The 12,157-nt window shown below is 64.0% G+C and carries 14 protein-coding genes; 11 read left to right on the top strand and 3 right to left on the bottom strand.

All coding sequences use genetic code 11. The features are described 5' to 3' along the window. The 3 genes from EN984_RS06745 to EN984_RS06735 form a co-directional block, all read left to right on the top strand. Window positions 1–620 (top strand): FCD domain-containing protein (locus tag EN984_RS06745; protein WP_127383673.1); only part of this gene is annotated, 620 nt, incomplete at its 5' end. 19 nt (window positions 621–639) lie between these two features. Further along, entirely contained in the window at window positions 640–1,776 is a 1,137-nt protein-coding gene (locus EN984_RS06740; RefSeq protein ID WP_127267706.1) for an alpha-hydroxy acid oxidase, read from the top strand. Window positions 1,777–1,811: 35 nt separating this feature from the next. Then, window positions 1,812–2,585 (top strand): metallophosphoesterase family protein, encoded by a 774-nt coding sequence (locus EN984_RS06735; protein ID WP_127267707.1) that lies wholly within the window; start codon window positions 1,812–1,814, stop codon window positions 2,583–2,585. Between the two features lie 39 nt (window positions 2,586–2,624). Here the strand turns inward: EN984_RS06735 and EN984_RS39340 are convergent, their stop codons facing one another. Both EN984_RS39340 and EN984_RS06725 read right to left on the bottom strand, forming a co-directional pair. After that, a complete protein-coding gene (locus EN984_RS39340; protein ID WP_013893872.1) occupies window positions 2,625–2,756 on the bottom strand; it encodes a hypothetical protein in 132 nt (43 codons plus the stop codon). A gap of 293 nt (window positions 2,757–3,049) precedes the next feature. Beyond that, entirely contained in the window at window positions 3,050–3,748 is a 699-nt protein-coding gene (locus EN984_RS06725; protein WP_127267708.1) for a type 1 glutamine amidotransferase, read from the bottom strand. Between the two features lie 87 nt (window positions 3,749–3,835). Between EN984_RS06725 and EN984_RS06720 the strand changes: the two genes are divergently transcribed. From EN984_RS06720 to EN984_RS06700, 5 genes are all read left to right on the top strand, one after another. Then, entirely contained in the window at window positions 3,836–4,483 is a 648-nt protein-coding gene (locus EN984_RS06720) for a hypothetical protein (RefSeq protein WP_127267709.1), read from the top strand. 31 nt (window positions 4,484–4,514) lie between these two features. Next, window positions 4,515–5,249 carry a 16S rRNA (uracil(1498)-N(3))-methyltransferase gene (locus tag EN984_RS06715; RefSeq protein WP_127267710.1) on the top strand — a complete coding sequence of 245 codons (735 nt, stop codon included), beginning with the start codon at window positions 4,515–4,517 and terminating at the stop codon, window positions 5,247–5,249. Window positions 5,250–5,393: 144 nt separating this feature from the next. Beyond that, window positions 5,394–6,767 carry a glutamate--cysteine ligase gene (locus tag EN984_RS06710; RefSeq protein WP_127267711.1) on the top strand — a complete coding sequence of 458 codons (1,374 nt, stop codon included), beginning with the start codon at window positions 5,394–5,396 and terminating at the stop codon, window positions 6,765–6,767. 100 nt (window positions 6,768–6,867) lie between these two features. Further along, a complete protein-coding gene (locus tag EN984_RS06705) occupies window positions 6,868–7,914 on the top strand; it encodes a DUF937 domain-containing protein (RefSeq protein WP_127267712.1) in 1,047 nt (348 codons plus the stop codon). Window positions 7,915–7,969: 55 nt separating this feature from the next. Further along, complete coding sequence (locus EN984_RS06700; protein WP_236383376.1) at window positions 7,970–8,122, top strand: type II toxin-antitoxin system HicB family antitoxin; 153 nt, start codon at window positions 7,970–7,972, stop codon at window positions 8,120–8,122. A gap of 145 nt (window positions 8,123–8,267) precedes the next feature. On the opposite strand, the gene EN984_RS06695 is transcribed toward EN984_RS06700, so the two are convergent. Next, on the bottom strand, window positions 8,268–8,558 hold the full coding sequence (locus EN984_RS06695) for a DUF1127 domain-containing protein (protein ID WP_127267713.1): 291 nt from the start codon (window positions 8,556–8,558) through the stop codon (window positions 8,268–8,270). Between the two features lie 178 nt (window positions 8,559–8,736). On the opposite strand from EN984_RS06695, the gene EN984_RS06690 reads away from it, so the two are divergent. The 3 genes from EN984_RS06690 to EN984_RS06680 all read left to right on the top strand — a co-directional run. Further along, window positions 8,737–9,693, top strand: coding sequence for a LysR substrate-binding domain-containing protein (locus EN984_RS06690; RefSeq protein ID WP_127383672.1), 957 nt, complete (start codon window positions 8,737–8,739; stop codon window positions 9,691–9,693). 83 nt (window positions 9,694–9,776) lie between these two features. Further along, window positions 9,777–11,408 (top strand): exodeoxyribonuclease VII large subunit, encoded by a 1,632-nt coding sequence (gene xseA / locus EN984_RS06685; protein ID WP_127272365.1) that lies wholly within the window; start codon window positions 9,777–9,779, stop codon window positions 11,406–11,408. A gap of 4 nt (window positions 11,409–11,412) precedes the next feature. Beyond that, window positions 11,413–12,157 (top strand): P1 family peptidase (locus EN984_RS06680; protein WP_127383671.1); only part of this gene is annotated, 745 nt, incomplete at its 3' end.

The following is a 12,157-nucleotide window of genomic DNA, read 5'->3' as shown; positions in this document are numbered from 1 at the left end:
GACGCGGCCTTTTGACGACAAGGCCCGGCGGCGGCACGCATGTCGCCGATGTCATCGGCCAGCTCTTCACCAAACCGGTGACAGACCTGATCTCGATGCACCGCAAGGCAGTGACCGATTATCTGGAATATCGCCGCGAGATCGAAGGGGTCGCGGCTGAATACGCGGCACGGCGCGCCACTGCCGACGACATGGCGCTGCTCGACAAGATCATGGCACGCATGGACGATGCGCACCGGACCGGCGACTTCGACGACGAGGCCGAGATTGATGTCGAGTTCCACCACGCGATCTGCGAATGCGCGCACAACATCATCCTTTTGCACACGTTGCGCTCCTGTTACCGGCTGTTGTCGGAAGGCGTGTTCCAGAACCGGCTGCTGGTGTTCACCGTGCCAGGCGCGCGCGACGCCCTGCTGGCGCAGCACCGCGCGATCCATGCGGCGGTGAAGGCCGGCGATCCGGATGCTGCCCGGCAAGCGGCGATGGACCACATCACCTATGTCGAACGGTCGATGGCGGAAGCCGAGCGCAGCGGCGACTGGCAGCGCGTTTCGCGACTGAGGCTGAAGCAGCGGGTCGAAGCCACCGATACCGAACCTGCACGCAAACGCTCCTAGCTATCGAAACGGGAAGCCCATGAGCCAGATCCTGACCATCGCCGACCTCAAGGACCTCGCCCGCCGGCGCGTGCCGAAGATGTTCTTCGACTATGCCGATTCCGGTTCGTGGACCGAAAGCACGTATCGGGCCAACGAAGAGGATTTCCAGAAGATCAAGTTCCGCCAGCGCGTGCTCGTCGATATGGACAACCGTTCGCTGGCATCGACGATGATCGGCGAAAAAGTGTCGATGCCGGTGGCATTGGCGCCAACCGGCATGACCGGCATGCAGCACGCTAATGGCGAGATGCTGGCGGCTCAGGCGGCGGAGGAATTCGGCGTGCCGTTCACCTTGTCGACGATGAGCATCTGCTCCATCGAGGATGTCGCCTCGGTAACCACGAAGCCGTTCTGGTTTCAGCTCTATGTGCTGCGTGACAAGGAGTTCGTGCTCAACCTGATCGACAGGGCAAAGGCGGCGAAATGCTCGGCGCTCGTGCTGACGCTCGACCTGCAGATTCTCGGTCAGCGCCACAAGGACATCCGCAATGGGCTTTCGGCGCCACCCAAGCTGACGCTGACGAACATCGTCGACATGGCCATCCGCCCGCACTGGTGCGCCGCCATGGCCGGCACGAAGCGGCGGACCTTCCGCAACATTGTCGGCCACGCCAAGGGTGTCGGCAACATGGCCTCGCTGGCATCGTGGACGACGGAGCAGTTCGACCCGCATCTGTCGTGGAAGGACGTCGCCTGGATCAAGGAGCGCTGGGGCGGCAAGCTGATCCTCAAGGGCATTCTCGACAAGGAGGACGCGCTGATGGCGGCCAAGACCGGCGCCGACGCGATCATCGTTTCCAACCATGGCGGGCGCCAGCTCGATGGTGCGTCGTCGTCGATCGGCGTGCTGGAAGAGATTGCCGACGCGGTTGGCGACACGATCGAAGTGCATATGGATGGCGGCATCCGCTCCGGGCAGGATGTCCTGAAGGCGCTTTGCCTAGGTGCCAAGGGAACCTATATCGGCCGGCCATTTCTTTATGGCCTGGGGGCGCTTGGCAAGGAAGGGGTTACCAAGGCGTTGGAAATCATCCGCAAGGAGATGGACATCACGCTGGCGCTGTGCGGAAAGCGTCTTGTCACCGACATGGGCAAGGACCAGCTCCGGCGCTAAGCCCGTGACCGCGCGACCACGGAGACACCGAAAAATTGGCAGAACCCGGCATCCATTTTCTCGACGCGCATGGGCCGGAAGGTGTGCGTCTTTACGCGATCGGCGATGTCCACGGCCGGCTCGACCTGCTGGCCGCCATGCATCGGCGCATCAGGACCGAGATCGAGCAGGAGGCGCCTGCCGACTGGCGCGTCATCCATCTTGGCGACTATGTCGACCGCGGGCCGGACTCGAAGGGCGTCATCGATTTCCTGATCGAAGCGCAAGAGCGCGACCCTCGTCACCTGATGCTGGCCGGCAACCACGACATCGGTTTTCTCGACTTTCTCAAGACCCCTGACCCGGAAGGGCTTTTCATCCGGTTCGGCGGCATCCAGACGGCACACTCTTACGGCGTGGCGATCAGTGAAGGCACAAGCATGTGGTTCGGCAAGGCCGAATCGGCCGTGCGCAAAGGACATCAGGCCCTGGTCGAGGCCGTGCCGCAAAGCCACATCGACTTCCTGCGATCGCTGCCGTTCTCCGCGACTTTCGGGGACTTCTTCTTCTGTCATGCCGGCATCAGGCCGGGCAATCCTCTGGAGAAGCAAAGCCCGCAGGACCTGATCTGGATCCGCGACGTCTTCCACAACCACCCCGACCTCTATCCGAAGATCGTGGTGCACGGCCACACGCCGGTGCCGGAGGCGGAAGTGATGGCCAACCGCGTCAATGTCGACACGCTTGCCTGGCAATCAGGCATGCTGAGCGCGCTCGTCGTCGACGGCGCGGACAAACGCATCCTGACAATGACGATCAAGGAAGCTTGAGCGTCGCGCGTCGGAGGACGCGAAAGGCGCTTTCCGCCTTTAGCGCAGCGAGGCGGTGACGCCGTAACCGTCGACGGCGTTGTGGTTGTTGGCTGCGTCGGCGGCATAGATGCCGAGACCGCACAGCACGATGGCGGACAACATGGCAAAGGACAGAAGCGCTGCTTTCACGGAGGTCATCTCTTGTTGAGCTTTCTGCATCTGTGCACCAGGCGGTTACCAATGCGTTGAAACGGAGAATTCGCTTCAAAGTTTCGACGATTTTGCGCTTCTAGGCATGTTCTGTATCAACGGTGTGTCGCGCGGGTCACACAAAAGGTTCATAGCCGTTGCACAGAAGATGCAGAGCGCGCGCCTTCTAGGATGGCGGGCGGACACAAGCCAAGAATGAAACGGTTTTCCCCAGGCGGTTTCACCGCCGCGTGCCAATTATGTCACGCTGGAGGGTACGGAGAGGCCAACACTCAGATGGTCGCTACCCAGGCACGGGCAATGGCGAGGCCAGCGGCATCCGCATCGGGCCCGTTGCGGGCCATTTCGCCATCGAGCTTGCCGGCCCAGTCGGGATGGCGAGCGGCGATGGTCGGGGCAAACGACGTGCTCCAGTCCTCGACCATCGGCCGGTCGGCCTCGAAATGGAACTGGAAGCCGTAGACGGCGCGGCCGACGCGAAATGCCTGGTTCTCGGCGACATCGTTGCCGGCAAGCCGCACGGCGGCCTCAGGCAGCACGAAGGTGTCGTCATGCCACTGGAAGATCGGGAATTTCTCCGGCAGCGCGCCCAGCACCGGATCGCCCTTGGCGTCCGCCGTCAGCGATACGCCGTGCCAGCCGAACTCATTGGCGCCGCCGATGCGGTTTTCGCCGCCGAAGGCACGGGCGACGAGTTGGCTGCCCAGGCAGATGCCGAGCACGGCGCGATCCTTGTCGGCAAAGTCGCGGGTCAGTTCGAGCAGTGCCGGGAAATAGGGGTACTCATCGTCGGCCAGCGCGTTCTGGCCGCCGCCGAGCACGATCATGGCATCATGCCCGGCCGCGTCATCCGGCAGGGGATCGCCTTTGTAAGGGAGACGCAGGTCGAGATCGGCACCCGCTTCCGCAAGTGCTGCGCCGACCTGGCCGAGGCCGGTATTGTCGTAGTTCTGCACCACCAGCACCCGCATCACAAAACCCTGCTGACATGAAAAGATGCGAGGAGCGATATCATGCCGCTCGCATTGCAGCCAAGATGCGTGTCCGGAGAGAAAACTATGCCACTGCAGAACCGGGTCGATCCGTTCGGTACCATCCACGCTGTGCCCGATCGCGGCATGTTCACCGGCAATCGCGGCATCATCCACGATCCCGAGACCAAGACGCTCAAGAAGAAGCGCTGGGCGCTTCCGGCCTGGATCATCTGCGTCCGCCAATTCCGCGATGTGCGGCGCGAACCGATGGGCCGCAACCGGAAGGGCGGCAAAGCGGGCTGGACAGAACTGTTCTTCCTCGACGAGGTGACGGCATTGGCGGCCGGGCATCGCCCCTGCTTCTTTTGCCAGCGCGAACGGGCCAGGGATTTCGTCGGCCGCTTCGGCGACGCGTTCGGCATTGCCGAACCGCGCGCGCCGATGGTCGACAAGCGGCTGCACAAGGAGCGGCTGGCCTCGGGCGGCAGGCCGCCAGGGATTGCTGTTGAAGACCTTGCCGGCCTGCCGGACGGCGCCATGGTTGCGGATGGTCGCACTGTTTATGCCCTGCGTAGGGGCAAGACGCTGCGCTGGTCGTTTGCGGGATATGGCCCACCCGCAGATTTCGGCCTGCTCAAAGGCAGGACGCTGTCGCTGCTGACGCCGGCCACGACGCTCGCCGTGCTGCGGCGTGGCTTTCGGCCGGTGTGGCATCCTACCGCCGAGGCTTGACGCCGGCGGCCGGCTCGCTCATTCCTCGGCGATGCGCGCCAATTACAAGATGCAACGTCTGTTCGTGCCCGACGATCTCGCGCCGGATGTCGAGTTCGACGCTGGCCAACAGCAGAGCCACTATCTCCTGCATGTGCTGCGGCTTGGCGAAGGCGCCGAAATCCTGGTGTTCAATGGCCGCGACGGGGAGTGGTCAGCGGCCATATCAGCGAAGACGAAAAGGGCGGTGCGGCTGAAGGTGTCAGCGCTGCAGCGGCCGCAGCCGCCGCTGCCCGATCTCGTCTACTGCTTTGCGCCGTTGAAGCAGGGCCGGCTCGACTATCTCGTGCAGAAGGCGGTCGAGATGGGCGCCGGCATCCTGCAGCCGGTCATCACCCAGCACACGCAAGTGGCCAAGCCGTCGATCGATCGCCTGCGCGCCAATGTCGTCGAAGCCGCCGAACAATGCGGCATCCTGGCCGTGCCTCAGGTGCACGAAGCCGAAAAATTCGACCGTTTGCTGACCGGCTGGGACACTGAGCGACGGCTGATCTTCTGCGATGAGGATGCTTCGACCAACAATCCGCTGGCCGCGCTGCAGGCGGTCAAGGAAAAGAAGCTTGCGCTGCTGGTCGGGCCGGAGGGCGGCTTTTCCGACGACGAGCGCAAGATGCTGCGCGCCCTGCCCTTCGTCACCGCCATTCCGCTCGGCCCGCGCATCCTGCGCGCCGACACGGCGGCGGTGGCCGCGCTCGCGGTGATGCAGGCAACTGTCGGAGACTGGTGAGACGTCATCCCTTGCAAGGGACGCAGAGTTCCAGCAACGTTCAATTCCTGTTGACCTGTGGCTCAGGATTTTTCGCTTGATCGTCTGCTGACATTTCGTCCATTTACCGCCGGCGGTCATCCGGCCGCCTCTGAGGGTACCATCATGGCGCGCGATACGACCGATTTCCGCCCGATCGAAGGTGTCGACGAACTCGTCGAGCATCTGGCCGAAGGCAACAAGCCGCGCGACAAATGGCGCATCGGCACCGAGCACGAGAAATTCCCCTTCTATGTCGACGGCAATGCACCGGTCCCCTATGGCGGCGAGCGCGGCATCCGCGCCATTCTCGAAGGCATGCAGTCAAAGCTCGGCTGGGATCCGATCGTCGATGACGGCCGCATCATCGGCCTGGTCGAGCCGACCGGTCAGGGTGCGATTTCGCTGGAACCCGGCGGCCAGTTCGAGCTTTCCGGCGCACCGCTGGAAACGATCCACCAGACCTGCCGCGAGGGCAACGCCCATCTGGCGCAGGTGCGCGAGATCGCCGAGCCGATGGGCATCCGTTTCCTCGGCCTCGGCGGCAGCCCGAAATGGTCGCTGGCCGAGACGCCGAAAATGCCGAAATCGCGCTATGAGATCATGACGCGCTACATGCCCAAGGTCGGCACCAAGGGCCTCGACATGATGTACCGCACCTGCACGATCCAGGTGAATCTCGACTTCGAGAGCGAGGCCGACATGCGCCGCAAGATGCAGGTGTCGTTGAAGCTGCAGCCGCTGTCGACGGCATTGTTCGCCAATTCGCCTTTCACCGAAAGCCACCCGAACGGCTTGCAGAGCTGGCGCGGCGATATCTGGCGCGACACCGACAACCAGCGCTCGGGCCTGCTCGAATTCTGCTTCTCGCCCGATTTCGGTTTCGCCGACTATGTCGAATGGGCGCTCGACGTGCCGATGTATTTCGTCATCCGCGACGGCCGCTATCACGACATGACGCACGTCACCTTCCGTCAGTTCATGGCCGGTGCCGCGCGCAATCAGGTGCCGGACGGGCTGCCGACAATGGGCGACTGGGCGAACCATCTGTCGACGCTGTTCCCGGACGTGCGGCTGAAGCGCTTCCTTGAGATGCGCGGCGCCGATGGCGGGCCATGGCGGCGCATCTGCGCGCTGCCTGCGTTCTGGGTCGGGCTGCTCTATGATGAAGCCGCACTCGATGCCGCCGAGGCGTTGACGTCGAGCTGGACGTATGAAGAAACGCTGGCGATGCGCAACGCCGTGCCGGAACAAGGCATTTCCGCACCGTTCCGCAACACCACGCTGCGCGAGATCGCGCGTGACGTGATGGTCATTTCCCGCATGGGCCTGAAGAACCGTGGCAAGAAGAACCGCGACGGTTATGACGAGACCTCGTTCCTCAACACGCTCGACGAGGTCGTGGCGCGCGGCACAACCAGCGCCGAGGAGATGCTGTCGGCCTACCACACGCGCTGGGGCGGCTCGATCGAGCCGGTTTTCATGGAATACGCCTATTAACCCTCGGATCTGGCAAAGCTGACCGGCCGGCAAAAGTCGCTTCAATCGGAAGTGGAAACAAACTAGGGTTCTTCGGCGAGGATTTCCGGAGGAGAGACCAATGCCTTCCTTGTTCGACATGCTGACACAGGCCCAGAACGGCAACGGCATGCAGGCCCTTGCCCAGCAATACGGGCTTTCGATGCAGCAGACGCAAGCCGCGGTCGCCGCATTGCTGCCGGCCTTTTCGCAGGGGCTGCAGCGCAACACAGCCGACCCTTACGGGCTCGGCGCCTTCATGACGGCGATGGCCAGCGGCCAGCACGCCAAGTATTTCGAGGACGCAACCCGGGCCTTCTCACCGCAAGGCGTCGATGAGGGCAACGGCATTCTCGGGCACCTGTTCGGCTCGAAAGACCTGTCGCGCGCCGTGGCCAGCCAGGCGGCGCAAGCCAGCGGCGTCAATCAGCAGATCCTGCAGCAGATGCTGCCGGCGATCGCCTCGATGGTCATGGGCGGGCTGTTCAAGCAGACGACAAATCAGATGCAGGCCGCCGGCGGTTTTGGCGGCGGCAACAATCCGCTCGGCGAGATCATCGAGCAGATGATGCGGCAAGGCGGCGGCATGCAGGCCCCGGCGCCGCAGCCGCGCCAAGCGCCGCCACCCCAGAACCCGATGGACAACCCGCTCGGCAAGGTGTTGCAGGACATGTTCGGCGGCGGTGCGGCTCAGCCACAGCCGCAAAGCCAGCCGCAGCCGCAGCCCAATCCCTACGGCGACAATCCACTCGGCAAGGTGCTGCAGGACATGTTCGGCGGTGGCGCGCCTCAGCCGCAGCCGCAAGGGCGGGCGCAGCCGCAGCCTCAGCAGACACAAAGCCCCTACGGAGACAATCCGCTGGGGAAAATCTTCGAGGAGATGCTGCGGCAAGGTGGCGGTGGCTTAGGCGGCATCCCTGGCGGACAGCCGGCGCCGCAACAGCCTCAAGCGCCCCCACAGCAGCGTCAGGCACCGCAGCCACAGGCCAATCCGAGCGGCAGGCCGAAAAACCCGTTCGACGACCTGTTCGGCAAGATGTTCGAGACCGGCGCCCAGCAGCGTGACGACTACCAGAAGGGCGTGGAGACGATCTTCGACCAGTTCAAGCGCGATATGGATCGGCGGTAAGACATGATGGACAGACTTGAATATCCGGTCGTCATTGCGCCACTTTCTGCAGAGGATGGAGCCTGATCTGCCAGGCTGCGTGAGTGATGGCGACACTCCTGAAGAGGCCATCGCCAATGTCCAGGACGCCATAGCAGCCTGGATAGAGGCCGCGCATGAGCTCGGCAGATCGATACCAAGGCCATCGCGAAAGCTGGCATTCGCCTGACAGCCAAAGGAAAAGCCCGGTCCTGGGAGGACCGGGCAGAGTGCAGGCGGGCCGGGGGGATCCGGCAGGGAGTGGGAGCCTGCATACTCGTCAGTCGCGTCGAACCCCGAAAAGGTTCGCGGCAACCTAAACAACAAGCATCAGATCAGGCCACCTTGCGGGCGATGTCCTCGATCGTTTCGATGCGATCGCTGGCGATTTCGCGCAGCATCGCCGTCGGGTCGCGGCCAAACGGCACGTCGATGGCGACGTGCAGGTCGCCGCGCGTCAGGCCGATATCGGCGAGTTCGGCGTCCGACATCTCGCCAAGACGATAGAAGGCGCGGCGATTTTTCCAGGCGCGGTAGATGTTGGAGACAGTGTTGGCCACGCGAGTCGCAACGGCCGGACGCGAGGTGATGCGCGAGGTCTCGGTGGCGAAATCAAACGTGGTCATTGTCGGTCTCCTTCAGACTCGAACTGACAAAACCAGGCGATCGGCGCTGGCGACAGCGGCCGTTCCGGCTTCGATTCACATGCCTTCATGTGGACAATGCCAATTTGCCATCGGCCGATTGATTAATCCAACGAATGTTTCTAATCTTTACCATCAACACCAGTGATGGATCATGTCGATGAAATCGCCGCTCGATCTCGATCAGTTGCAAACTTTCATCTCGATTGCCGACACCGGCAGCTTCACCAGAGCGGCCGAAGAGGTGCACCGGACCCAGTCGGCGGTGTCGATGCAGATGCGCCGGCTGGAGGAGCGGCTCGGCAAGCCGCTGTTCGAAAAGGACGGGCGCACCAACAGGCTGACCGAGGAAGGCGACAAGCTGCTTTCCTATGCGCGGCGGCTGCTCTATCTCAACCGTGAGACGCTGGCTGCCTTCGACGACCGGCGGCTCGAAGGCACGATCCGCATCGGCACGCCCGACGACTATGCCGACCGTTTCCTGCCCGAGATCATGGCGCGGTTCACGCGCTCCAATCCGCGCGTCGAACTGACCGTCATCTGCGAGCCGACACCGGGGCTGGTCGAGCATATCAAGCGCGGCAATCTCGACCTCGCGCTGGTGACTCACAACGACGTACGCGGCCAGTCGGAGGTGGTGCGGCGCGAACCGCTGCTGTGGGTCACCTCGGCCAACCATGCGACGCATGAGCAGGAAACGCTGCCGATGGCCTTCGGCCGGCCGAACTGCATCTGGCGGCGCGCCGCCGTCGATGTGCTCGACCAGCAGAACCGCGACTGTCGCATCCTGTTCACCAGTTTCTCGGCCACCGTCATCACCGCCGCGGTGCTTTCGGGCCTCGCGATCTCGGTGCTGCCGGAATGTGCGCTACGGCCCGGCATGCGGGTGCTGGGCGAAGCCGACGGCTTCGGCGCCCTGCCCGATTGCCGCATCGGCATCATGCGCGGCCAGACGTCGCGGCCGGAGATCGTCGATGCGCTCGCCCGCCATATTTCGGAAAGCCTGGACAACATCTCCGTGCCGGTCGGTGAAGATCCCGGGACATTCGATTTCGCGGCACTCGCCTTCACCAAGCTGCGGCGAACCAAGCCGAACCAGATTCTGCCCGGCTGGTAGGCGGGGTCAGGTATGCGGGTTATGAACGGCTGGCCCGACGCAACCGCCTTGACGCGGGCGCCCAACCGTTCCCCAATCGACCGATGAGCGAAGCAGCATCCGAATCACGCACCAACGCCGCCGAATATACGGTGAGCGAGATTTCCGGCGCGCTGAAGCGCACGGTCGAGGACGTTTTCGGCAATGTGCGGGTGCGCGGCGAAATATCAGGCTATCGCGGGCCGCATTCGTCCGGTCATGCTTATTTCGCGCTGAAGGACGACCGTGCCCGTCTCGACGCCGTGGTCTGGAAAGGCACGATGAGCCGGCTGAAATTCCGCCCCGAGGAGGGGATGGAGGTGATCGCCACCGGCAAGCTCACCACTTATCCCGGCAAGTCCAACTACCAGATCGTCATCGACAATCTGGAGCCTGCCGGCGCCGGCGCCCTGATGGCTCTGCTGGAGGAGCGCAAGCGGCGGCTACAGGCCGAGGGGCTGTTCGATGCCGGTCGCAAGCGGTTGCTGCCATTCATGCCGCGCGTCATCGGCGTCGTCACCTCGCCGACAGGGTCCGTCATCCGCGACATCATCCACCGCATCAAGGACCGCTTTCCGCTGCACATCCTGGTCTGGCCGGTGCGTGTTCAAGGCGAGACGTCAGGCGCGGAAGTGACTGCCGCGGTCAACGGCTTCAACGCGCTGGCCTGGGACGGCGCCATTCAGCGCCCCGATCTGCTGATCGTGGCGCGCGGCGGCGGCAGCCTCGAAGACCTCTGGGGCTTCAACGACGAGGCGCTCGCCCGCGCCGTTGCCGCTTCCGGCATTCCGGTGATCTCGGCTGTCGGCCACGAGACCGACTGGACGCTGATCGACCTCGTTGCCGATGTGCGGGCGCCGACGCCGACGGGTGCGGCCGAAATCGCCGTGCCGGTGAAGGCGGACCTCGAAGCGACGCTTGCCAGCCTCGGAGCGCGGCTGAAAGCGGCGGTCCTGCGCAATTTCGAACGCAAGCGGCAGGCCGTCCGTGCCGCCGCCCGGGCTCTGCCCTCGCCCGATCAATTGCTGGCGCTGCCGCGCCGGCGCCTCGATGAGGCGACATCCAGGCTCGGCCGGGGCCTGTTGGTCTCCACCGAACGCAAGCGTGCAAGGTTTTTTGCCGTAAAGCTGACACCGGCAATGCTGTCGCAGCGCATTGCCGAGGCGCGGCGCACCAACGAACGCAATCTTTTGCGAGCACAAGGGGCACTGCGCGCGTTGGCAAGAGCCCGGCGTGCGGAGCTTAACCGAGCGGCCGATCAATTGCCAAAATGTGCCAGGGCATCGCTGCAGCGGCACAAGCAGCAACTGGGCATGCTGCAAGGCCGCATCACGATCGAGCCGACGGCACGGCGGCAACGCGTGCAGAGGGATTTGCTGACAGCTTTGACGAGACGCGGCACGCAAGCAGTGGTGCTCAGGCTGGAGCGCCTGCGCGGCCGCGTCGTCCAGGCCGACAGGTTGATGGCGTCGCTGTCGCACAAGGCCGTCCTGGCGCGCGGCTTTGCGCTGGTGAGGGATGCGGATGGCGCGGTGATCAAGCAGGCTGCCGAGGTGGCGTCGGGAATGGCGCTTTCGCTCGAGTTCGCCGACGGCATCGCCGATGCGGTGGCGATCACCGGCACGGCAAAACCGAAAGCCGTGGCCAAGCCGGCGGCCAAGGCCAAGGAGCCGGGCAATCAGGGATCCCTGTTCTGAGACCATGACCGACAATCCGCATCATCTGACAACACCCTCGGGCAAACCGCGCGCGCGAAATTTCGGCATCGGCTTCGATGGGCGGCCCGGACCGTTTAACGCGATCACCGATGTGCCCGGCGTGACGGTCGGCTATGCGACGCTGATTTCGGGCGATGGCGCGCTTGTCGTCGGCGAGGGACCGGTGCGCACCGGCGTGACCGCGATCCTGCCCAGGCCGCTCGCCGACCTCGCCACGCCGGTCTTCGCCGGCATTTTCAGCCAGAACGGAAACGGCGAACTGACCGGCTCGCACATCGTCGAGGAAACCGGCGCTTTCAACTTCCCGATCACCATCACCAACACGCATTCCTGCGGTGTTTCCCGCGACGGCACGCTGCGCTGGATGCAAAGCGTGCTGCCGGCAGCGCTCGACAGCGGCTGGGGGCTGCCGGTGGCGGCGGAGACCTATGACGGCTTCCTCAACGACATCAACGGCCACCATTTGACGTCAGAGCATGTTGCGCAGGCTCTCGACGGTGCCGCCGGCGGGCCTATCGAGGAAGGCAGCGTCGGCGGCGGCACCGGCATGATCACCTTCGGCTTCAAGGCCGGCTCCGGCACGGCGTCGCGCATCGTCGAATGGCAAGGCCGTGCCTACACCGTCGGCGCCTTCGTGCAGTCTAATTTTGGAAAACGGCGCAATATCACCATTCGCGGCCTGAGCGCCGGGCCGGAGCTTCTCGAACCGGCGGTCCGCGAAGGCACAC

The sequence above is a fragment of the Mesorhizobium sp. M7A.F.Ca.CA.004.12.1.1 genome, assembly GCF_003997835.1.
Taxonomy (GTDB): Bacteria; Pseudomonadota; Alphaproteobacteria; order Rhizobiales; family Rhizobiaceae; genus Mesorhizobium.
The sequence above is the reverse complement of the archived record's forward strand: the minus strand, read 5'-3'. Positions and strand labels throughout refer to the sequence as shown.